The 23,236-nt window shown below is 42.8% G+C and carries 20 protein-coding genes and 1 riboswitch; of the genes, 15 read left to right on the plus strand and 5 right to left on the minus strand.

Going from position 1 to position 23,236, the window contains the following annotated elements:
- Window positions 1–12 precede the first annotated feature (12 nt).
- The 6 genes from leuC (at window position 13) to thiQ (ending at window position 6,584) form a co-directional block, all read left to right on the plus strand.
- The gene (gene leuC, locus I3259_RS12340) at window positions 13–1,455 is read left to right on the plus strand and encodes a 3-isopropylmalate dehydratase large subunit (RefSeq protein ID WP_238029905.1); all 1,443 of its coding nucleotides are present in this window, start codon (window positions 13–15) and stop codon (window positions 1,453–1,455) included.
- 15 nt (window positions 1,456–1,470) lie between these two features.
- A complete protein-coding gene (gene leuD, locus I3259_RS12345) occupies window positions 1,471–2,073 on the plus strand; it encodes a 3-isopropylmalate dehydratase small subunit (RefSeq protein WP_005369865.1) in 603 nt (200 codons plus the stop codon).
- A gap of 140 nt (window positions 2,074–2,213) precedes the next feature.
- Window positions 2,214–2,996: a DUF547 domain-containing protein gene (locus tag I3259_RS12350; protein WP_238029906.1), complete on the plus strand. Its 783-nt coding sequence runs from the start codon at window positions 2,214–2,216 to the stop codon at window positions 2,994–2,996.
- Between the two features lie 27 nt (window positions 2,997–3,023).
- Window positions 3,024–3,137, plus strand: a riboswitch (TPP riboswitch).
- 113 nt (window positions 3,138–3,250) lie between these two features.
- Window positions 3,251–4,240 (plus strand): thiamine ABC transporter substrate binding subunit, encoded by a 990-nt coding sequence (gene thiB, locus I3259_RS12355; protein WP_173425485.1) that lies wholly within the window; start codon window positions 3,251–3,253, stop codon window positions 4,238–4,240.
- Window positions 4,241–4,252: 12 nt separating this feature from the next.
- Window positions 4,253–5,863, plus strand: a complete 1,611-nt coding sequence (gene thiP, locus I3259_RS12360) for a thiamine/thiamine pyrophosphate ABC transporter permease ThiP (RefSeq protein ID WP_238029907.1) — start codon at window positions 4,253–4,255, stop codon at window positions 5,861–5,863.
- On the plus strand, window positions 5,850–6,584 hold the full coding sequence (gene thiQ, locus I3259_RS12365) for a thiamine ABC transporter ATP-binding protein (protein ID WP_238029908.1): 735 nt from the start codon (window positions 5,850–5,852) through the stop codon (window positions 6,582–6,584). The genes thiP and thiQ overlap by 14 nt, the downstream gene beginning before the upstream one ends.
- Window positions 6,585–6,666: 82 nt before the next feature.
- Here thiQ and I3259_RS12370 read toward each other — a convergent pair whose 3' ends face one another.
- Window positions 6,667–8,043 (minus strand): PhoH family protein, encoded by a 1,377-nt coding sequence (locus I3259_RS12370; protein ID WP_238029909.1) that lies wholly within the window; start codon window positions 8,041–8,043, stop codon window positions 6,667–6,669.
- Window positions 8,044–8,365: 322 nt separating this feature from the next.
- Between I3259_RS12370 and rapA the strand changes: the two genes are divergently transcribed.
- From rapA to I3259_RS12385, 3 genes are all read left to right on the plus strand, one after another.
- Entirely contained in the window at window positions 8,366–11,284 is a 2,919-nt protein-coding gene (gene rapA / locus I3259_RS12375) for an RNA polymerase-associated protein RapA (protein WP_238029910.1), read from the plus strand.
- 161 nt (window positions 11,285–11,445) lie between these two features.
- On the plus strand, window positions 11,446–12,138 hold the full coding sequence (gene rluA / locus I3259_RS12380; protein WP_238029936.1) for a bifunctional tRNA pseudouridine(32) synthase/23S rRNA pseudouridine(746) synthase RluA: 693 nt from the start codon (window positions 11,446–11,448) through the stop codon (window positions 12,136–12,138).
- Window positions 12,139–12,277: 139 nt separating this feature from the next.
- Window positions 12,278–13,231 carry a D-2-hydroxyacid dehydrogenase gene (locus tag I3259_RS12385; RefSeq protein ID WP_238029911.1) on the plus strand — a complete coding sequence of 318 codons (954 nt, stop codon included), beginning with the start codon at window positions 12,278–12,280 and terminating at the stop codon, window positions 13,229–13,231.
- 65 nt (window positions 13,232–13,296) lie between these two features.
- Here I3259_RS12385 and djlA read toward each other — a convergent pair whose 3' ends face one another.
- A complete protein-coding gene (djlA, locus tag I3259_RS12390) occupies window positions 13,297–14,148 on the minus strand; it encodes a co-chaperone DjlA (protein WP_238029912.1) in 852 nt (283 codons plus the stop codon).
- Between the two features lie 172 nt (window positions 14,149–14,320).
- On the opposite strand from djlA, the gene lptD reads away from it, so the two are divergent.
- From lptD to I3259_RS12420, 6 genes are all read left to right on the plus strand, one after another.
- Window positions 14,321–16,750, plus strand: a complete 2,430-nt coding sequence (lptD, locus tag I3259_RS12395; protein ID WP_238029913.1) for an LPS assembly protein LptD — start codon at window positions 14,321–14,323, stop codon at window positions 16,748–16,750.
- 45 nt (window positions 16,751–16,795) lie between these two features.
- Window positions 16,796–18,097 carry a peptidylprolyl isomerase SurA gene (gene surA / locus I3259_RS12400; protein ID WP_238029914.1) on the plus strand — a complete coding sequence of 434 codons (1,302 nt, stop codon included), beginning with the start codon at window positions 16,796–16,798 and terminating at the stop codon, window positions 18,095–18,097.
- 9 nt (window positions 18,098–18,106) lie between these two features.
- Window positions 18,107–19,099 (plus strand): 4-hydroxythreonine-4-phosphate dehydrogenase PdxA, encoded by a 993-nt coding sequence (gene pdxA / locus I3259_RS12405; protein WP_238029915.1) that lies wholly within the window; start codon window positions 18,107–18,109, stop codon window positions 19,097–19,099.
- Window positions 19,096–19,920: a 16S rRNA (adenine(1518)-N(6)/adenine(1519)-N(6))-dimethyltransferase RsmA gene (gene rsmA / locus I3259_RS12410; RefSeq protein ID WP_006646049.1), complete on the plus strand. Its 825-nt coding sequence runs from the start codon at window positions 19,096–19,098 to the stop codon at window positions 19,918–19,920. The genes pdxA and rsmA overlap by 4 nt, the downstream gene beginning before the upstream one ends.
- A gap of 108 nt (window positions 19,921–20,028) precedes the next feature.
- Window positions 20,029–20,421, plus strand: coding sequence for a Co2+/Mg2+ efflux protein ApaG (gene apaG, locus I3259_RS12415; protein ID WP_238029937.1), 393 nt, complete (start codon window positions 20,029–20,031; stop codon window positions 20,419–20,421).
- 36 nt (window positions 20,422–20,457) lie between these two features.
- Entirely contained in the window at window positions 20,458–21,273 is an 816-nt protein-coding gene (locus tag I3259_RS12420) for a symmetrical bis(5'-nucleosyl)-tetraphosphatase (RefSeq protein WP_238029916.1), read from the plus strand.
- A 60-nt stretch (window positions 21,274–21,333) separates the two neighbouring features.
- Here the strand turns inward: I3259_RS12420 and folA are convergent, their stop codons facing one another.
- From folA to I3259_RS12435, 3 genes are read right to left on the minus strand one after another with little or no spacing between them, the layout of a single operon-like run.
- A complete protein-coding gene (gene folA / locus I3259_RS12425; RefSeq protein WP_238029917.1) occupies window positions 21,334–21,816 on the minus strand; it encodes a type 3 dihydrofolate reductase in 483 nt (160 codons plus the stop codon).
- A 39-nt stretch (window positions 21,817–21,855) separates the two neighbouring features.
- On the minus strand, window positions 21,856–22,332 hold the full coding sequence (locus I3259_RS12430) for a threonine/serine exporter family protein (protein WP_238029918.1): 477 nt from the start codon (window positions 22,330–22,332) through the stop codon (window positions 21,856–21,858).
- Entirely contained in the window at window positions 22,329–23,132 is an 804-nt protein-coding gene (locus I3259_RS12435) for a threonine/serine exporter family protein (protein ID WP_238029919.1), read from the minus strand. The genes I3259_RS12430 and I3259_RS12435 overlap by 4 nt, the downstream gene beginning before the upstream one ends.
- Window positions 23,133–23,236 lie beyond the last annotated feature (104 nt).

The raw sequence follows: 23,236 nt of genomic DNA on the forward strand, positions 1-23,236 counted from the left end.
GAGCATTGAGCAATGTCGAACACTAATAATAACGCTTCAGCTTCACCTAAAACGCTTTATGAAAAAGTTTACGATGCCCATGTTGCCGTTGCAGCAGAAGGGGAAAATCCGATCCTATATATCGACCGTCACCTTGTACATGAAGTGACATCCCCGCAAGCTTTTGACGGCTTGCGTGAGAAGGGTCGTAAAGTGCGCCAAGTATCAAAAACGTTCGCCACTATGGATCACAACGTTTCTACCCAAACTAAAGACATTAATGCATCGGGTGAAATGGCACGTATTCAAATGGAAACACTGGCAAAAAACTGTGACGAGTTTGGTGTCACTCTGTATGACTTAAACCACAAATATCAAGGCATTGTACACGTCATGGGGCCTGAGCTGGGTATTACTCTGCCGGGTATGACCATTGTTTGTGGTGACTCACATACCGCGACTCACGGTGCCTTTGGTGCACTGGCCTTCGGTATTGGTACCTCGGAAGTAGAACATGTCTTAGCCACTCAAACCTTAAAACAATCTCGTGCGAAAACCATGAAGATTGAAGTTAAAGGTAAAGTAGCGGAAGGCATTACAGCAAAAGACATCGTCCTTGCCATCATAGGTAAAACAACCGCAGCTGGCGGTACTGGCTATGTCGTTGAGTTCTGTGGCGAAGCAATCACAGACCTTACAATGGAAGGTCGTATGACCGTTTGTAATATGGCGATTGAACTAGGCGCTAAAGCAGGTTTAATTGCACCGGATCAAACGACCTTTGATTATATTAAAGATCGTAAATTTGCCCCGAAAGGCGCAGACTTTGATGCCGCAGTAGAATACTGGACATCATTGAAATCCGATCCGAACGCCGAGTTTGATGCCGTTGTAACGCTCGATGCTAAAGACATAAAGCCGCAAGTGACATGGGGAACAAACCCGGGTCAAGTGATTGCCGTTGATGAGCCAATCCCTGCCCCTGAAAGCTTTAACGATCCCGTTGAAAAAGCCTCTGCAGAAAAAGCATTAGCTTACATGGGACTAGAAGCTGGCAAAGCCCTGTCTGATTTTACTGTTGATAAAGTCTTTATTGGTTCATGCACTAACTCACGTATTGAAGACATGCGCGCAGCAGCAGCCATTGCTAAAGGGCGTAAAGTTGCCGCTAACGTACAAGCTTTAGTCGTTCCAGGCTCAGAGCAAGTGAAAGCACAAGCTGAAAAAGAAGGGCTTGATAAGATTTTTATTGAAGCAGGCTTTGAATGGCGACTACCCGGTTGTTCAATGTGTCTGGCAATGAATAACGATCGCTTAGGTCCCGGTGAGCGTTGTGCGTCAACCAGTAACCGTAACTTTGAAGGCCGTCAAGGTCGTGATGGGCGTACTCATCTAGTTAGCCCAGCCATGGCAGCAGCAGCAGCATGTGCCGGACATTTTGTTGATATTCGCCAACTAGATGCCGCATCGGTGTAACAAAAGGATTTGAACATGACAGGTTTTAAACAACACACAGGTTTAGTTGTACCGCTAGATACGGCAAATATTGATACCGATGCGATTATTCCAAAACAGTTTTTGCAGAAAGTAACCCGAACTGGATTTGGTAAGCACCTTTTCCATGATTGGCGTTTTCTAGATGATGCAGGCGAGCAGGCAAACCCTGACTTTATTATGAACGCCCCTCGCTACCAAGGTGCGAGTATTTTACTGGCACGTGAAAACTTTGGTTGTGGCTCTTCTCGTGAACATGCACCGTGGGCGCTTGCTGATTACGGTATCCAAGTTATGATTGCACCAAGCTTTGCCGATATTTTCTATGGTAACTCGATCAATAACCAAATGGTGCCAGTACGTCTATCTGAGCAAGACGTCGACACTTTATTTAAGTATGTCGATGAAAATGAAGGCGCACAGATCACTGTTGATCTTGAAAAAATGATCGTCAGTGCGGATGGTAAAGAGTACACCTTTGAAATTGATGAATTCCGTCGTCACTGCCTATTAAATGGTTTAGACAATATCGGTTTGACACTACAACACGAAGATAAAATTACAGACTTTGAAAACCGTATTCCTAGCTTCTTAGCGTAATCATACATTATCTGAAATCGGACGCCCAGTTTAATATAAACAGGGCGTTTTTATCTAAAATATCAAAAAGATAATGAAATTAGCCAATACTTATTACGGTCTTAATCAATATTGTTACTTATTATAATAATAGGAAGAATATGCGTATTGTTATTGCTATTTGGCTGCTGTTATTCACTTTGCCAATCTTTGCGGCGCCAAAATCCGAACTCTGGCCATATTGGCAACCTCATGATCCTAATAACACAAACAAGATCAGTCATCAAGATTGGCAGCAGCTACTCGATAAATATCTTGTCATTCAACCGAATCAAACCTTATTTCGTTATAACCAAGTATCACGTGCAGATAAACAAAAGCTAACAACTTATATTAAGCGACTCAGTGCCCAAAACCCTCACCGTTATAATCGTGATGTTCAATTTGCCTATTGGGTTAATTTATATAACGCCCTAACTGTTCAACTAATTATCGATAATTACCCTGTAAAATCAATTACTAAACTTGGAGGTTTATTTAGCTTTGGACCATGGGATCAAACCATTATTACCATTAATAATAAAAAGCTAACTTTAAACGATATTGAACATCGGATCTTACGCCCTATCTGGCAAGATCCTAGGATCCACTACGCGGTCAACTGTGCCAGCCTCGGTTGTCCTGATTTACTGCCTAAAGCATTTAATAGCGAACGATTAGACTCCCAGTTAGATCAAGCTGCCACACGCTTTATTAATAGTGAAAAAGCAGTAAAAGTAACAAAAAATGGCATCACGCTGTCATCTATCTATGATTGGTATCAAACTGATTTTGGATCGTTAACTGAGTTGCAACAACACCTTAATCATTATCGTGTTACGCCTAACGTACAATTAACTCAGATCCGTTACACCTATAATTGGCAACTTAATCAGAAGCTATAACTTCGATACGGTTGCAGGTACAATAGCTTGTTCTCATTGGGGAGCCATTTGGCTGAGATTGTTAGGCATACGTGCTTTATAGCAGGACCCACTGAACCTGAACCAGGTAATGCTGGCGTAGGAATTGAGATGCTCGAACATTCTTTCGAGCTCGCTGACCATTGCATGACGCAACAGCACTCAAACCTGTGCCGCTCTCTCTTTCAATTTTTGTCCCAAGGATGCAGGACATCTCGGAGCGCATAGTGAAAAAAATAAACACTCTTCTTCCCCTAATCTCTCTGTCATTAGTTGCAAGCTCAGCTTTCGCCTCAGACAATACTCTTAATGTTTATACCTACAGTTCCTTTGCTTCCGACTGGGGTCCAGGTCCTGTAGTAAAGAAAGCGTTTGAAAAACAATGTAATGGTTGTACGGTCAATTTTGTTTCTTTAGAAGATGGCGTATCGATTTTAAATCGCGTTCGTCTAGAAGGGAAAAACAGTAAAGCAGATGTGTTGTTAGGGCTAGATAACAACCTAATGACAGAAGCGAAAAATACCGGCCTATTAGCAAAAAGTGATGTTGATACCAGTAAGCTAACGCTTCCTAAAGGGTGGAGTGATGATACTTTCATCCCTTATGATTACGGCTATTTTGCCTTTGTGTATGACAGCGATAAACTGAAGAACCCACCAGCGAGTTTAGATGCTCTGATCAAAGATCAAAATATCAGCGTTATCTACCAAGATCCTCGTACTTCAACCCCAGGCCAAGGTCTAATGTTATGGATCAAATCGGTCTACGGTGATAAAGCCCCTGAAATGTGGCAGCAACTAGCGAAACACACAGTGACCGTCACTAAGGGCTGGTCTGAAGCCTATAACATGTTCTTAAAAGGCGAATCAGATATGGTGCTTTCTTACACCACATCACCGGCCTATCACATCATTGCTGAAGACAAGCATCAGTACAAAGCGGCTAACTTCAAAGAAGGCCATTACATGCAAGTTGAAGTGGCAGCAAAAATGAAAAATAGCCCACATCCAAAGCTTGCCGATCAATTTATGCAGTTTATTGTAAGTGATGCTTTTCAGTCACAAATCGCTACTCACAACTGGATGTATCCAGTAACAAAGCAAAGCCTACCGAAAGGTTTTGATGAACTCACCGTACCAAGCAAAGCACTTGAATTTAGTGCCGACGAAGTGGCAACGCATCGCAAAGCCTGGATCCGAGAGTGGCAGCAAGCCCTCACTCAGTAATGGTTTAAGACTTTGAACAAACGCATTACCTTATTGCCCGGCATTATCAGTGCCGGGCTGATCACTTTTGTTGTTGTTGCCGCGCTCACCGCCTTGATCAGCCAAGCTAACGACTGGCAACTGTCAACACTATGGCATGATCCTTACCTGCGGCATGTGACAGGATTTAGCTTCTACCAAGCTATCTTATCGACTCTATTTAGCATCATCCCAGCGATTCCCATTGCTTATGCACTTTCACGACGGCAGTTTGTAGGAAAAGCTCTACTCTTACGTTTATTTGCGATGACGCTCGTGATGCCCGTCTTGGTTGCTGTTTTTGGTTTATTATCGATTTATGGCAAAAGTGGATTGATCAGTCATAACCTAGAAATACTAGGCTTACCGCCATTGAACATTTATGGTTTAAGCGGGATCTTACTGGCGCACGTATTCTTAAACCTGCCACTGACCGTTCGTTTTCTACTGCAAAGTCTCGATGGTATCCCCGCAGAGCAACATCAGCTTGCAGCGCATTTAGGTATTACTGGCTGGAGTAAATTTCGCTTAATTGCATGGCCTCGACTACGCCAACAACTGCCGCATATCGCGGGTTTAGTCTTTATGTTGTGCTTTACTAGCTTTGCCGTGATCATGTCGCTTGGCGGTGGCCCTAAATCAACCACTATCGAGCTCGCGATTTATCAAGCGTTGCGTTATGACTTTGATTTAGCGACAGGTGCGATTTTAGCCTTATGGCAAATGCTACTTTGCTGCTCATTAGTACTTTTTACCCAACGTTTTGCTAAACCGCTTTCTACCCTAAACGGCTCTATCAGCAGAAAGGTAGTGAATTATAACGATACATGGCGCGCTAAATGTTGGGATGTATTCTGGATTATCAGTGCGTTAGTGTTTGTTATACCACCGATCATTGCCGTCTTTGTATCGGGTATTAACCAGCAGTTATTTAATATCTTAGAACAAAAGCAGTTATGGTCAGCAATCACTAACTCACTCCATATTGCACTATTTTCCTGCTTATTAGCATTTTGTCTTGGCGTCATGATCCTCATCACGAGTCGTAGCTTACGCTTAGCACGTAAAAAACTGGCTGCTGACGGGATTGAAATGATCGGCACAGTGATTTTAGTGACACCAGGGTTAGTGTTAAGTACTGGTATTTTTCTTTTACTGCGCCAATATACCGATGCTTACAGTGCTGCGTTTTGGGTTGTGGTCTGTGTTAATGCCCTAATGGCATTGCCCTATGTAATCAAAACATTAAGTCAACCAATGCTCCACCTCGCGCAGCAATATAATCAGTTATGTCGCAGTTTAGGGATGACGCATCTATCGCGATTACGTTTGGTTGAGTGGCGTGCATTACGTGCCCCTATTGCCCAAGCTCTCGCTATTAGCTTTGTCTTATCACTGGGGGATTTAGGTGCGATTGCATTATTTGGCAGTCAAGACTTTCAAACGCTGCCACTGTATTTATTTGAACTAATGGGCAGTTACCGAATGGATGCCGCTGCTGTTGCTGCACTGGTTTTACTTTTACTCAGCTTAGGTTTATTTAGTGCCGTCGAGTATCTCGTTGTTACTCGCCATCGCCAAGGAGTTCATCATGCTAAACATTAATCAACTCAACTATACCTACTTACCTCAACGCAAAAATGAGGTTGCGATGGCGTTGAGCTTTGATGTTCAGCTTGAGCAGGGAGATATCGCCGCACTCATTGGCCCAAGTGGCGCAGGTAAAAGTACCTTATTAGCACTCATTGCTGGCTTTCTCGTCCCTGATAGCGGTGAGATCACCATTAATCGCAAATCTATCTGTCAGCTAGAGCCTGCACAACGCCCACTCTCGATGTTATTTCAAGAGCACAATTTATTTCCTCACCTCAGTGTGTTTGAAAATATTGCATTAGGTATCAACCCAAACCTTAAACTTACCGCAGAGCAAAAACAGCGAGTAATTAATTCAGCGAAACAAGTGGGGATTGATACCTATCTTGAGCGTTTACCTGAGCAGCTTTCTGGCGGGCAACGCCAACGAGTAGCGTTAGCGCGATGTTTATTACGAGAACGCCCTTTGCTGCTGCTTGATGAGCCATTTTCTGCCCTTGACCCTGCGTTGCGTATGGAAATGCTAAACCTCGTTAAACAATTAGCCACAACGCGTAATATGACGGTATTGATGATCACTCATAGCCCTGAAGATGCCGAAAAGATTGCCAATAAATGTATTTTTATTAATGAAGGCACTATCAAAGCGGTAGGAGAAACTCGTGATGTTTTATCTAATCCCGTATTACCTGAACTTAAAAACTATCTCGGTTTACCCCTACAAGAAACATAACCGCAGAATGCAATAAGTAACAACACAAACAAAAAAAGCGAGTACCCAATGTGCTCGCTTTTCTTATTCTTCTTGCTAGTGATTAAAGATTTTCTTCGGCAAATTCCGCGAGGCGACTTCGAACCACCCCGTTGAGATAAATATTGGCGCTACCTTCAAAGTTTTTAAAGCGCTCAACAATATAGGTTAATCCCGAGGTTACTGGGGATAGATAGTTGGAATCAATTTGAGCAAGGTTACCCGAACACACAATTTTTGTGCCTTCACCACATCGAGTAATAATGGTTTTAATTTGTGACGCTGTTAAGTTTTGACATTCATCGAGTAAAACAAAGGCATTTTGAATAGAACGCCCTCTCATAAAGTTAATCGATTTAAATTGAATATTGGCTTTATCAAAAATGTACTTCATTGAGCCATCAGTACAAACATCATGCTTATGAAGTGCTTCCATAGTATCGGTAACCGCCGCCAGCCATGGAATCATTTTTTCTTCTTCGGTCCCCGGTAGGAAACCAATCGACTCAGCGATTTCGGGTGTATTACGAGTGACAATAATTTTGTCATACATCCCTTTTTCAATCACCTGCTCCAGTGCTGCCGCCATCGCTAAAATGGTTTTACCACAGCCGGCAGGGCCAGTTAAGATCACTAAATCAATCCGAGGATCAAGCATTGCATCTAGCGCCATCCCCTGATAAATATTTTTAGGATTAACGCCCCAAGCTTGTCGATGCATTAGTCGCTCTTGGCTAATGTCTTTAATGGTGACGCTTTCATCATCAATACTTTGAATTCTAGCGGCAAAATCATTGCCTTCATCCAGTAAATACTGATTAACAAAGGGAGTTTCAAATAAGTTTTTAGGTAAGGTATGTAAGGTTGAGCGACCTTTATTTTCCGACTGACACTCAGCAACATTTTCCCAAAAATCGCCCTGATAGCGATGAAAGCCTTTGGTTAATAATGCGACATCATCAATCAATTGATCGGTACGATAATCATCAACATACAAGACACCTGCACCTTTGGCACGCAGTCGCATGTTGATGTCTTTGGTCACTAATACGACAGAGCGTGGTGCATGTTTTTGTTGTAGAAAGAGAACGCTATTAAGAATACGATTGTCACCCGCCTTATCACTAAAGGCATGGACGGTTTGTTTTACTTCATAGTCAGCAAAAATAGCAATAGTACCGCTATGAGCCACTTTATCATTGAAAGGAATACCAGCCGAAATTTGCTCTGGTGGTGCATCGTGGAATATATCTTCAAGCGCACGTATCGCAACTCGCGCATCACGAGAAACATCACGCTTACTGTCTTTAATTCTGTCCAATTCTTCCAAAACCGTCATGGGAATAACCACGTCGTGTTCCTGAAAAGAAAAGAACGCCAGAGGTTCATGAAGCAGAATATTTGTATCAAGTACAAACAGTTTCCGTTCGGCGTCGTCCATAGGCACCTCCTTGGTAGTCTGGACAGCGATAATTAAGCTATCACTCTATTAGCTTACGTCAAAATTGCCCATCTGGTTTAATTATGACGTCTTTCCTATTAAGCCCTCGGTAGATGAAAGTTTTATTATGATTTTACTGTGACCGATTTTCATCACTTTCACCGTGACCTTAATCACATCATGCAGTAACATGAGTCCCCTTTTTGAGCTATGCACAAATTTCAAATTCTAGCTTACACTTATCTTCAGTGTAGCTTATTAATACTTTGCACAGCTTATTGCAGTCTCTTTGATATCAAATAATTAGAAGGTTTCTACCACTATGCCATTTGCTTTGGGTCAACGTTGGATCAGTGATACAGAAAGTGATTTAGGTCTAGGTACCGTTGTCGCTCTTGAACCAAGAACGGTTACCTTGATGTTCCCCGCATCAGAAGAAAATCGCCTATATGCACGTAATGATGCCCCTGTTACCCGTGTCATGTTTAACGTTGGTGATGTGATTGAAAGCCATGAGGGTTGGTCACTAAAGGTAGAAGCGATCAACGAAGATAAAGGCGTGATCACCTACGTAGGTACGCGTACCGACACAGAAGAAGAAAATGTCGCGCTACGTGAACTTTTCTTAAGTCACCAAATTCGTTTCAATAAACCGCAAGATAAATTATTTGCCGGTCAAATTGATCGCATGGATCGTTTTGCACTGCGTTACCGCGCGCTGAAAAACCAATACGAGCAACTAAAAAGCCCATTACGTGGTTTATGCGGTATGCGCGCAGGTTTGATCCCACACCAGTTATATATTGCTCACGAAGTCGGTCGTCGCTATGCGCCACGCGTTCTACTGGCCGATGAAGTAGGTTTAGGTAAAACCATTGAAGCGGGTATGATCATCCACCAGCAGGTGTTATCTGGCCGTGCTGAACGTATTCTGATTGTGGTACCTGAAACCCTACAACATCAATGGCTAGTTGAAATGATGCGTCGTTTTAACCTGCACTTTTCTATCTTTGATGAAGAGCGTTGTGTTGAAGCATTTGCTGATGCTGCTAACCCATTTGATACTGCACAATATGTATTGTGTTCATTAGACTTTTTACGTAAAAGCCGTCGTCGTTTTGAACAAGCGCTTGATGCTGATTGGGATCTATTGGTTGTCGATGAAGCTCACCACCTTGAGTGGAGCGAAGATAAGCCTAGTCGTCAGTACCAAGTAATTGAAGCCTTAGCAGAAAAAACGCCAAGTGTGCTGCTACTGACAGCAACACCAGAGCAATTAGGTCGTGAAAGCCACTTCGCACGCTTGCGTATTCTGGATCCTGACCGTTTTTACGACTTCGAAGCCTTTGTTGAAGAAGAGCGTCAATACGAACCCGTGGCTGATGCTGTAACCCAACTGCTTTCTGGTGAAAAACTGAATGATGATGCGAAAAACACCTTAACCGAGCTGTTATCTGAACAAGATATCGAGCCAATGTTACGTGTGATCGAAGATTCAGCTCAAGACGATCCTGAAGCATTAGTGGCGCGTCATGAATTGATCAACAACCTGATGGATCGCCACGGTACAGGCCGCGTATTGTTCCGTAATACCCGTTCAGCAATCACAGGTTTCCCTCAGCGTCACCTGAATATGTACCCGTTAGCAATGCCAACCCAATACACCACAGCCATGCGCGTTGCGGCAATGATGGGCGGTAAAATAGGTGTCAACGAGAAAGCGATCAAGCTACTTTACCCTGAAGATATCTACCAAGAATTTGAAGGTGAATCAGCAACATGGTGGAACTTCGATCCTCGTGTTAACTGGCTACTTGATATGCTAAAAGCCAACCGTAACGAGAAGGTGTTGGTGATTTGTTCTCGTGCGCAAACCGCATTAACTTTAGAACAAGCATTACGTGAGCGTGAAGGCATCCGTGCTACCGTGTTCCACGAAGGTATGTCGATTATCGAACGTGATAAAGCGGCGGCTTACTTTGCCCAAGAAGATGATGGTGCTCAGGTACTATTATGTTCTGAAATCGGCTCAGAAGGTCGTAACTTCCAGTTTGCAAACCAATTGGTAATGTTCGATTTACCAAGTAACCCTGATCTACTTGAGCAACGTATTGGTCGTTTGGATCGTATTGGTCAAAAGCGTGAAATTGAAATTCATGTGCCTTACCTAGAAGGGACTTCTCAAGCACTATTAGCCCGTTGGTTCAACGAAGGCTTAAATGCCTTTGAGGAAACCTGTCCGACAGGTCGTGCTGTCTATGAAGCGGTATGTGAAGATCTGATCACCTTGCTTGCCAGTGACAAACACGATCTGGAAGCACTTGAATCGGTTATTCAGCGCAGTGCTGAAATGCACAATGAGCTTAAAACCAAGTTAGAGCAAGGTCGTGATCGCCTATTAGAAATTCATTCTAACGGGGGTGAAGAAGCTCAGCAGTTGGTTGAGAAGATCAGCGCTAAAGATGGTGATACTAACCTTGTGACTTTCGCACTTGGCTTGTTTGATACCATTGGTTTAAACCAAGATGACAAAGGTGAAAACGCAATTGTTGTGACCCCATCAGAGCACATGATGGTGGCAAGCTATCCAGGGCTTCCTTACGACGGTTGTACCATCACTTTTGAACGTGATACTGCACTTTCTCGTGAAGATATCAACTTCATCAGCTGGGAACACCCAATGATCCAAGGCGGTATTGAATTACTGCTAAGTGAAGGCGTGGGTACAACGGCAGTATCGTTGTTGAAAAACAAAGCACTCCCGGTTGGTACACTGCTACTTGAGCTTATCTATGTGGTTGACGCACAAGCACCTAAGCAATCAGGTATTGGTCGTTTCTTACCAAAGACACCAATCCGTATTTTGCTTGATGGTAAAGGTAATAACCTATCAGCTAACGTTGAATTTGAAGGCTTTAACCGCCAACTTAGCCCAGTCAATCGTCACCTTGGCAGTAAGCTCGTTAACTCGGTTCAAAAAGATATTCATACTCTGATTGAGCACGCAGAGCGCGAGATCAGCAAAGAGCTTGATGTCGTACGAAGCCAAGCACAAGCAGAAATGGAAAACACGTTGCGCGCTGAGCTTGATCGCCTCCAAGCCCTGAAAGCGGTTAATCCGAATATTCGTGATGACGAATTAGAGCTAATTGAAAGCCAAATCATTGAGTTAACTAACTACATTGAAAAAGCACAAATCCAGCTTGATTCGCTGCGTTTGATCGTTGTTAGCCATAACTGATCAATAACTCATCATAACTAAATTAAGGCCGTGAATATCATTACTGATATTCACGGCTTTTTTCTTTAATCGCATCAGCAAACATACCAATTTACTATTATTCATATTAGTATTCGCCCCGTTTTTATTCATACCTATCCTACGAGCGCATCATGAAACCATTGCCAGTGTTGAACTACAATCCACCTATCGATCCATGGTTGGATACTCTTTTTCTTGATAGCGACATCATCGCCGTTAATAAGCCTGCTGGCATACTCTCAAACCCAGGACGTGCACCAGAGCATCACGACAGCATATTTGCTCGCGTTCTTGAAAAATACCCTAAGTCACAAATTGTGCACCGTTTAGATATGGGGACATCAGGCTTAATTGTGCTGGCTCTAAACAAAAAAGCTGAGTGTCATTTAAAAGCCCAATTTCGTGAACGAGAAACACAAAAAGTGTATTACGCCCGTGTCTGGGGACATATCGAACAAGACACAGGAACCGTGGATCTTCCCTTGATCTGTGATTGGCCTAACCGTCCACGTCAAAAAGTGTGTTTTGATGATGGCAAACCTTCTGTAACGCATTACGAAGTCTTAAGCCGTGATGAGCAAACAACTTTGGTCCGTTTACTGCCCGTAACAGGTCGCTCTCACCAATTGCGTGTTCACATGCAAGCATTAGGTCATCCGATTTTAGGCGATAAGTTTTATGCTAATGAGGAGGCTATGGCTGCCTCTCCTCGTTTACTGTTACACGCAGCAGAACTGACTTTTACACATCCAGGAAGTGATCAACCGATGCATTTGTTTGCCCCTTGTGAGTTTTATCCAGAAGCACCAACACAAACGATTTTTAGTAAATAAAACCACTGATAAATCAGAACTATCGCACGGAAGTTAGATCACGATAAAAAAGAATGCTAGCTTTGTTTTAACAAGCAAAACCTAAACTAGCATTCTTCTTTTCACACCAAACGGAACAAAGGTTCCATGGAGTCTAACAGTGGAACATATTGTATTTTTAGATCGCGCCACTATCCCAGCACACATTGATATTCCTCGCCCACAATCTGATCATCAATGGGTTGAATATCAACGTACATCACCATCTCAAGTCATTGAACGTCTGCAACACGCAACTATCGCCATTTCTAATAAAGTCCAACTCACTGCCGATATTTTATCTCAACTACCAAACCTGAAATTTATTGCCATCGGTGCGACAGGAACCAATAACGTCGATGTCGATTACTGTCACCGCCATAACATTCTGGTTTCCAATATTCGAGGTTATGCGGCTCGCTCTGTCCCTGAACACGTGCTAGCAATGATCTTTGCACTAAAACGTAATTTGATTGGCTATCAGCAAGATATCATCGCAGGCGAGTGGCAGAAGCAACAACAGTTCTGCTTTTTCACTCATCCAATTAGCGATATCGCAAGTTCAACAATAGGTATTATCGGTAAAGGCAGCCTAGGGATAGCAACAGCCAATCTAGCAACCGCGCTGGGGATGAAGGTGCTATTTGCAGAGCACAAGCACGTCACCACCTGTCGTGAAGGCTATACGCTGTTTAACGACGTATTACAGCAAGCCGATATCATCACCTTACATTGCCCGCTAACAGATACCACTGAAGATCTTATTGCAAAAACAGAACTGACACAGATGAAACCTAACGCTATTTTGATCAATACCGGACGTGGTGGACTGGTGAATGAACAAGATTTAGTCGATGCATTGCTAGATAAAAAAATTGCGGGTGCTGGCTGTGATGTTTTTACTTCTGAGCCACCAACTAATGATAATCCATTATTACAACAGGCACATTTACCTAATCTATTACTAACCCCACATGTTGCATGGGGATCTGATTCCGCGATTACAGCCTTGGTAAATCAGCTAATTGAAAATATTGATAGCTTTTGTAACAACAAACCGCAAAACCTCGTTTGAATATCTCACCAATAAAAAAGCGAGCTCAAGGCTCGCTTCTATTACTTTTCAACGCAGAATTTTGATTATTTGAATCCTTTCTCTTTTCGGATCAAATCATAGGCAGCTTGTAGCTCTTGGGTTTTTTGCTTCGCTATTTCCATCATTTCTGGTGGTAACCCTTTCGCTGCGAGTTTATCTGGATGATGTTCATTCATCTGTTTACGATAAGCACGTTTCACATCTTGCGCAGAGGCATTTTCATCAACCCCTAACACATTGAACGCATCAGCTAATTGATCTCGGCTAGGGGGCGCTTGGAAACCACCGCCTTGTTGTTGATATTGCTGATGGAAACCACCTTGCTGAAAACGAAATGCCGCTTCTTGCATACGCAAGCGTTGTTCAAGCTGGGCTTCAGAAAAGCCAAGGTATCGCGCAATAATATGCAGTAACTGACGCTCTTTAGGATGTAATGAACCATCCGCAAATGCTGCTTGAATTTGTAACTCTAAGAAAAACTGGAGTAAATCAGCACGTCGTGCACGGCTACGAACACGATTTAGCATCTCTTCTAATGGGAAGTTATCTTCTTTTCCTTCACGAAACGCATTTTGCGCTTGAAGTCGAGGTTCACCTTGTAACCCCATTCGATCCATAATCGCACTTGCAACGCGAATTTCCTCTTTTGTTACATGTCCTTTCGCTTTTGCGACATGTCCCATTACTGCAAAACAAGCATGGAAAAACTCTGCTTGCAGCTCTGCGCTGCTGGCTCTGTTCTGACCAAAACCTGCAAAACCGCCATTCATCTGACGAGCATAAGCCTTATCAAACTGGTGACCAATAAATAAACCAATCAACAATCCAGGCAATTTTCCAATGGAGAGGCCAAGCAACGCACCAATGATTTTTCCCCATATACCTGTCTTCTGCATTCTATACTCTCTGGTAATTTGTTAAATTTTTTCAATGTTTACCCAACAGCATGCGCTGAAAAGATGCTGTCGCGTCGAATTTGCATTATGATAGCTGTCATTTATCGGGAATGCTTGTAAAAAGCGCAATTATTCGCCTTGCTCTCAAACTGATACAGGAATGTTGAATCTGATGTCACTCACCTCTCACAGCTTACTTGCCACCATGATTGGTCTTGCCCTTTATGGGCCGGCAATGGCAGAAGATGCCACGTCTTTACATAAAGATATCAACGATAAACATGCTGTAGCAGAAGATCAAACAACAAAAACAGCCGTTACTAACGATCCTTTAGCTATGGTACGTGGTGTTTGTATTGCACCCAAAGATCGTAAAGAAGATACCAATAACACACCGATCCACATTGAAGCCGACAGTGCTCAAGCTAAAAATGAGCATAAAGCGGTATATTCTGGTGATGTTATTGTTCAGCAAGGAACGCGTACGATTGCCGCCGATACAGTAACGCTACAACAACCGCAAAATATTGTTACTGCAAAAGGCAACGTTTACTACCATGACGGTGGTATAGAAATGAAAGCGAAAGAGCTCCATAGTGATCTTGATACTAAAGACTCACAAATGAATGATGCCATCTACCGTATGACCTGCCAGGCAGGTCGTGGTGAAGCAGAACAAATCGACAAACGTAATGTTGATGGTACCCAGTTCTACAAGATGAAAGACGGCACTTACACCACCTGTCCTGAAGGCGATAAAAGTTGGCGCTTTGCAGCTGGCTCACTCGAACGTGATGGCGAGTCCCCTTTTGCTGATTTGTACAATGCGCGTTTTGAAGTGCTTAATGTTCCAGTGTTCTATCTTCCTTGGCTTCGAGTGCCCGTTACCGATGAGCGTATGACGGGTTTCTTATACCCAACGTTAACTTATGGTTCACGTAATGGTATGGAGTACGAAGCGCCATTTTATTGGAATATCGCACCGAACTACGATTTAACCTTAACGCCTAAATACATGAACCACCGTGGTCTACAAACAACGGCGAAGTTCCGCTATTTAACTGATTTCGGTGAAGGTCATATCATCGGCGAGTATATGGGCCATGATAAAAAAACCGATTATGATAAACGCTGGGGATTCCAATGGGAACACAGTGGGATCATTGATGAAAACTGGCTGGTTGATATCGACTATAGCAAAGTCAGTGATTATGAATATTTTAATAGCGGACTAGATTCTAGTATTGGTGAGCGTGAAGATAATAACCTGCTCCAAACAGCAGAAGTGTCTTACCGTAATGCCAACTGGGATACGATGTTGATGGTGCGTGACTTCCAGCCATTAACAGAAAGTGGCGAAGGTAATAACTATCGATTAATGCCACAACTTTCATCCACTTATTATCGTAATGACTTAGGCTATGGTATCGATTTCAAGATGCCAATGAGCATCAGTAAATTTGATAATGATGCCAAATATAAGCCAACAGCTGATCGCATAACCTTAGAACCAACCTTCACACTGCCTTATGCAACACCGTGGTGGTCTATAACTGCACAAACAAAACTAAATTACGCTTATTACAACCAGAAATTTGATGTTTCTGAGATGAAAAAGCGTACAAGTGATGAGGAGCAGTTAGCAGCAATTGATAAGTTGAAAGAAGCTGATTCGAGAGCTATTCCTGAGTTCCGCGTTAATAGTAGTCTTTACTTTGAGCGTGATACCTCAATTCTTGGTAGCCATTATACCCAAAGTTTAGAACCTCAGATTCAATATTTATATATTCAAAATGTTGATCAATCTGGAATTTATAACCCAGCCAATATAACTGGCGGTGGTTACGACTCAACTCGTTTACAACAAGACTACTACGGCTTGTTTAGCGATCGTACCTACAGCGGCAATGACTATATTGCTCCAGCAAACCAATTCACAATTGGTGCATCAACCCGTTACTTTGATGAAGATTTTAAGGAACGATTTAGCCTATCCATAGGTCAAATATTTTATATTGACAAGCCAACAAATAATGAGCGAGCAGAAAACTACTCCGCAACCGCGGTTGAAACAGAGTTTAACCTTGATGATAACTTATTTCTAAAGAGCGCAATGCAATATGACTCAAGTGAAAATGAAATTCAGCAAGGTAGCACCGCGGTTGAATACCGGAATGGTAAAGTATTTGTTCAACCAAGTTACCGTTACGTCTCAAGTGATTACTTAACTAAATACGTAAGAAATCCAAATCCAGCTATTGATGGAAAACAGGACGGTATATCACAGCTTGGTTTATCTATTGGCTTCCCTGTTAGTGATAATATTGATGTTAAAGCTGATTACTACCAAGACATGAATGTTAATAAGATGCTAGAAAGTAAAGTTGGCTTCACCTATACATCTGCATGTTGGATGATAGGACTAACTTACAATCGTTACGCTAAAGATTCACTATCAAGAGACTTTACTGAATATGATAGCAATGTCAGCTTCTCATTCAGTTTACTTGGGTTACAAGGTGCTGGGCCTTCATTTGGTCAATCATCGGATGATGGCGGCAATATTTTGTCTTACGGCGATCCGTTCACTCTTAATAATTAATGTTTAGGCGACACATGTGTCGCCTTATAACCTGATGGAATATAAATGAAAACGTGGAAGTATTCTGTACTTAGTCTAATGATGATGGGTATGTCAGCAACCAGCATGGCTGCACCTCAGGAACTAGATCAAGTTGTCATGACTGTTAACGATGGTGTGATCTTACAAAGTGATGTAAACGCCATGCTAAAAACGGTTCATCTTAACGCTGCTGAAGAACACCAACAGTTACCGCCTAATGACATTTTACGTCAGCAAGTGATGGATAAGCTGATCCTTGAAAACTTGCAGATCCAGCAAGCTCAACAGCTAGGGATCCGTATTGATGATAGCCAATTAGATCAAGCGATCGCTGATGTTGCTAAGCAACGTAATATGAGCGTAGACCAATTACGCCAAAGCCTTGCTAAAGCAGGGATTTCTTACGCGATGTTCCGTGAGCAAATGCGTAACGATATGCTGGCATCTGAAGCGCGTACTATTATTGTTCGTAAACGTGTTAACGTTCTGCCACAAGAAGTTGAGTCTTTAGCCAAACAAATGGCAAAACAAACGCAACAAAATGTGCAATACAACATTAGTCAAATTCAAATTCGTGTTGATGAAGATGCGGATAAAGCGGCACGAGATAAAGCCAAACAAGAAGCAGAAGACATTGTTGCTCAATTGAAAAAAGGCGCAAACTTCTCACAATTGGCTTACCGTTACTCAAAAGGACCTAAAGCTCTAAAAGGGGGCGAATGGGGCTGGATGAGTAAAGAAGAAATGCCAACTGTCTTTGCTGATCAGATCCAAAATAACGGTAAAGATGCGATCATTGGTCCATTCCGTAGTGGCGTCGGCTTCCACATTTTAAAAATCAACAATGTAAAAGGGATGCCAAGCGTCTCTGTGGTTGAAGTTAAAGCACGCCATATTTTGATCAAGCCATCAATGATTCTAAGTGATGCTGCTGCAAAAGCAGAGCTTGATAAAATTCGTCAAAGTATTATTAGCGGTAAACAAACATTTGCTGCAGCAGCGAAAGCCTACAGTGAAGATCCAGGTTCAGCAGCAAATGGTGGTGAATTAGGCTGGCAAGTACCAGATATGTATGCACCAGCATTTAAAGACAAAGTAGAAACGCTACCCGTTGATAAAATCAGTGAGCCATTTAAATCTGCATTCGGTTGGCATATTGTTGAAGTTGAAGGGCGTCGTAAAGTTGATCGCACAGACGCTGCAATGAAAAACCGCGCAGCACAAATTATCTTTAACCGTAAATTCAATGAAGAAGCACAGACGTGGTTACAAGAACTACGTGCAGGCGCTTACATTGAGAAAATGAATACAACCAACAATGGCTAAATAAAGACTATGACTGACACACAAAGGATTGCAATCACCCCCGGTGAGCCTGCTGGAATAGGCCCAGATTTAGTCATCGCCTTATGCCAAGAAAATTGGCCGCACCAACTTGTTATTTGTGCTGACGCGCAGGTTATGGTAGAACGTGCGGCTAAATTAGGTTTACCGCTAACCATTTTACCCTATCAACCCGATCAGTCAGCCCTGCCACATAAAGCAGGAACGATGACGGTTGCACACATTGATACCGATACTAATGTGGTAGCTGGTACGTTAAATGAACGCAATGGTATGTATGTGCTATCAACGTTAAAACGTGCCGCTGAAGGATGTATGAATGGTGAGTTCGCCGCTATCGTAACAGGCCCTGTACATAAAGGGGTTATTAACCGCGCTGGCGTATCATTTAGTGGCCATACTGAATTTTTTGCTCAACAATCTGACACTGCGCAGGTTGTTATGATGCTAGCTACCGAAGGATTACGCGTCGCGTTAGTGACAACTCACATCCCTCTAAGTTGTGTATCAAAAGCAATCACAGAAGACAGGTTAAAGCAGGTGATTCGTATTTTACATGCCGATTTAGTCAGTAAATTTGGCATTGAATCACCCAAAATTTATGTCTGTGGATTAAACCCTCATGCTGGTGAAGACGGTTGTTTAGGGATGGAAGAAATAAATATTATTACTCCAACTCTTGCTCAATTACGCCAGCAAGAAAACATGGATCTTATTGGCCCTTTACCGGCTGATACTATTTTCCAAGAAAAATATTTAGCTGATGCCGATACGGTATTAGCCATGTATCACGATCAAGGGCTACCGGTGCTTAAATATAAAGGCTTCGGTAAATCAGTTAACATTACGTTAGGATTGCCCTTCATCCGAACTTCAGTAGATCATGGTACCGCACTGGAACTCGCAGGTACCGGACAGGCAGATACAGGTAGCCTTTGGACAGCGCTATCTCACGCCCTAGAATTGGTAGATAAACAAGCATGAGCAGCGATCAAGTCCATCTAGGTCACCGCGCCCGTAAGCGCTTTGGCCAGAACTTTTTAAAAGACCCTTACATCATTGATGGCATTGTGTCATCAATCAACCCACTACCAGGTCAAAACTTGGTAGAGATCGGCCCTGGTCTTGGCGCGATCACCGAGCAAGTTGGTAAACTGGTTGATAAATTTACTGTTATTGAGCTAGACCGCGATCTTGCTGAACGTCTTGAAAACCACCCAGATCTAGCATCAAAGCTAACGATCCACCAAGGTGATGCAATGCGTTTCGACTTTACTCAGCTTATAAAAGAAAACAATAAGTTGCGTATTTTTGGTAACTTGCCATACAACATTTCAACCCCTTTAATGTTCCACATTTTTGAATTCCACAAAGATGTTGAAGATATGCACTTTATGCTGCAAAAAGAAGTGGTTAACCGTCTTGCGGCAGGACCAGGAAGCAAAGCATACGGTCGTCTAACGGTTATGGCACAGTATTACTGCCGCGTGATGCCTGTGCTTGAAGTGCCACCTGAATCTTTTGTACCTGCGCCGAAGGTCGATTCAGCAGTAGTACGTCTTACTCCTTACGAAGTGTTACCGTTCCCATGTACAAACCTTAAATGGTTGGATCGTGTATGTCGTGAAGGCTTTAACCAACGTCGTAAAACAATTCGTAACTGCTATAAAGCACTCTTCACAGCAGAGCAACTTGAAGCACTAGGTGTTAACCCAGGCCACCGACCAGAAAACATTACTGTTGAACAGTTTGTAGCCATGGCTAACTGGCTTGATGCGAATTACCAAAAAGATGCGAAAGCTTAATCTCATTTAAGCGGATTACACTAAAACCCCGATAGCTTCACGGTTATCGGGGTTTTTCTTTATTTGTGGTTGAATGACGCTAAAATGAAAAGAGATCATAAACAAAGGATGTTGTCTGTGAGTATCACTTCTACCCCAACCATCAAATGTTATGTCGTTACTCATTATCTCGATGATCAATCTGAGCCTGATGAGAGCCGCTATGTATTTTCCTATACCGTCACTATTCATAATCTTGGCCGAGGTCAGGCGCAATTGCTTAAACGCCACTGGCTGATCACAGATGCAAATGGCAAGAAACTAGTGATCGATGGTGATGGTGTTGTTGGTAAACAACCCGTTATTCAAGCAAGTGATGACTATACCTATACCAGTGGTACAATCATAGACACCCCGCTTGGTGTGATGCAAGGGCATTACATTATGGAAGACGGGGACGGTAATAGCTTTAAAGTTGACATTGCCCCATTTCGTTTGGCTATGCCTAACATTATCCACTAGCTGTTTACTTTCACTTTCCTCAATAATGAGAGCAATATGGCAACCTACCTTGTTGGTGATATTCAGGGCTGCTTACCTGATCTAAAAAAACTCCTTGCTCAAGCACAATTCGATCCGAAACACGATCACCTTTGGCTTGCTGGCGATCTTGTTGCCCGTGGTCCTGAGTCTTTAGAAACATTACGTTTTGTTAAAACACTGGGTGATAGTGCACAAGTGATCCTCGGTAATCATGATCTCCACCTATTAGCCGCTTCAAATGGCTTCGCACGTTTAAAACCGAGTGATAAAACTCAAGCCATTTTAGACGCACCTGATAGCCAAGAATTACTCCATTGGCTACGCCATCAACCATTGCTGGCTGAACATCCTGATTTTCCATTAGTTATGGTACACGCTGGCATTAGTCCACAATGGTCATTAGCGATGGCACGTCAACAAGCTCGCCGAGTTGAAGCGATGCTTCAGTCTGAACGTTATGTATGGCTATTAGAAAATATGTATGGTGATGGGCCTGATTTTTGGCAAGAAGAGCTTAATGAATTAGAACAGCTCCGCTATACCATCAATAGTTTTACCCGTATGCGCTTTTGCGAGCCTAACGGACGCTTAGATATGCAGTGTAAAGTAGAGCCTGGAAATCCAGAAGTTGGAAGCCTGATCCCGTGGTTTGAAGTAAAGCGCAGTGAGCCGATTGAGAAAACCATTATCTTTGGTCATTGGGCGGCACTCATGGGGCACCAAGATGAGCATTGTATTGGGCTTGATACAGGGTGCGTGTGGGGAAACAGCTTAACTATGTTACGCTGGGAAGACGGACAACGCTTTGTTTCCGAATGCCCTATTTATTAAATCTCGCCGCTTTATCCTATCCAATAATGCCCACCAGCATGGGCATTATTGATAGTATGATTAATTGCGTTCTAATACCGTAAAGTCCATCGCATAAGCATTTTTTTCATCTGCTTCATAATGCTCAGAGCTCACTTGATGCCATCCCTCTCCCCACTTAGGGAAACGTGTATCACCGTCTAAATTCGCATCAATAAAAGTTAAATAAAGGCAATTCGCTTGTGGTAAACACGCTTGGTAAATACTACCACCACCGATGATCATTACCTCTTCCACATCACCAGCAGCTTGTTTTGCAGCTTCTATATCACTCACAACAGTGATCCCTTCGGCATGAAACTCAGGATTATGGGTGATCACAATGTTATGACGACCTGGAAGCGGGCGACCAATAGACTCAAACGTTTTGCGCCCCATGACCACAGGCTTTCCTAAAGTACATTGCTTAAACCAAGAAAAATCAGCGGGTAAATGCCATGGCATCGCATTTTCTTTGCCAATTACTCGATCATGCGCCATTGCGGCGATCATGCTGATCTTCATCTTCAGGAAACTCCTTTTTAATATTTGTGACGTTATAGGTTACACCACAGGTCGACGACGATAAAACAATAATCCCGGTATAGCTAACCCAATGGCTAATGCAGCAACAATAAAGATCGCTTTAAGCAAATTCTCAACCATCACTCCCCATAATTCCATTGAGAAACCACGATGATTAATTTCAACAATCGCAATCATTGCTTTATAAGTAAAAACGCCAGGAACCATAGGGATCATTGCCGCGACAGTAAAAACTTTAGGGTGTGCTAAAAAGCGATGCGACCAATGTACGCCAATCATCCCAACAAGAGTGGCAGCAGCAAATGTAGCCCACTCAATAGGCATCCCCCAATGCATTAAAAGAAAACGAGTGCCATGCCCTAATGCTCCTCCAATAGCACAATATTTCAATGCCTTTGGTGGGACATTAAAGACTAATGCAAAACCAACGGCTGGGATCATGGCAAAAAACATATCATTGCCTAGCATTAGCATCAGTGAGATCAGATCATTCATAGTAACCATCCCCACACATCCAGCACATTCATCGCAGCAACAATACCAATACAAGTAGCAAGTGTCAGTAAACTCGCCATTGTCCATCTTGCCAGCCCCATTGAAGGGTAACCTTTTACCATATCAGCAACGGCATTGATCAATGGAAAACCAGGCACTAACATCAACACAGAAGATGCCATTGCCAAAAATGGTTTATCACCAATTTGATAAACTTGACCAAAACCAGAAATTAATGTGGTGATAAAAGCGGTGAAGGAAAAATTAATCAAGGGATTAAAATGACAGTGTGCAATTTCTTGGCGAACAAACATACCAATGGATGAAGCAAGAAAAGTCAGGAAAAAAACCGGCCAATCACCGCCAGCTAAGCGACTAAAAGAAGCGCAAGACAATCCAATCATAATAATCACCAATAAGCGGTGATAACGCTGAGATTGAATACCTTCTAACTTACGGTGAACATCATGGCGATCAAGTAGCCCACGCTCAGTTAAAATACAGATCCGTTGAATATCAGTAACAATCTGCATATTGATCCCGCCATCTTGGCAACGCCGTGTGGTTGTAATGCAACACCCCTGATGACGTGTACTGATCACCATCGAACTAGCTGATAGTGATACCTCAACACTTTCAACACCAAGTGCCAGACCAAGACGACGTGTCACATCGTTAACTAAGGTACTTTCTGCGCCATGCTGCAAAAGACGTTGGCCTGCAGATATCGCTAGCCGTGTAATGTCTCTTTGTTCAGACTCTGAGAGCGAAGTAATAATACAGTCCTTCTTAATTGCCATTTATTATCCATTAAAATCGCATACTTATTATCTCATTAGGGTACCGAATAACCACAAAGGCCATTTTGATTAAGCACAAAAAAAGCCGTACCTCACGGCACGGC

This window comes from Photobacterium sp. Ph5 (genome assembly GCF_022129445.1).
Taxonomy (GTDB): domain Bacteria; phylum Pseudomonadota; class Gammaproteobacteria; order Enterobacterales; family Vibrionaceae; genus Photobacterium.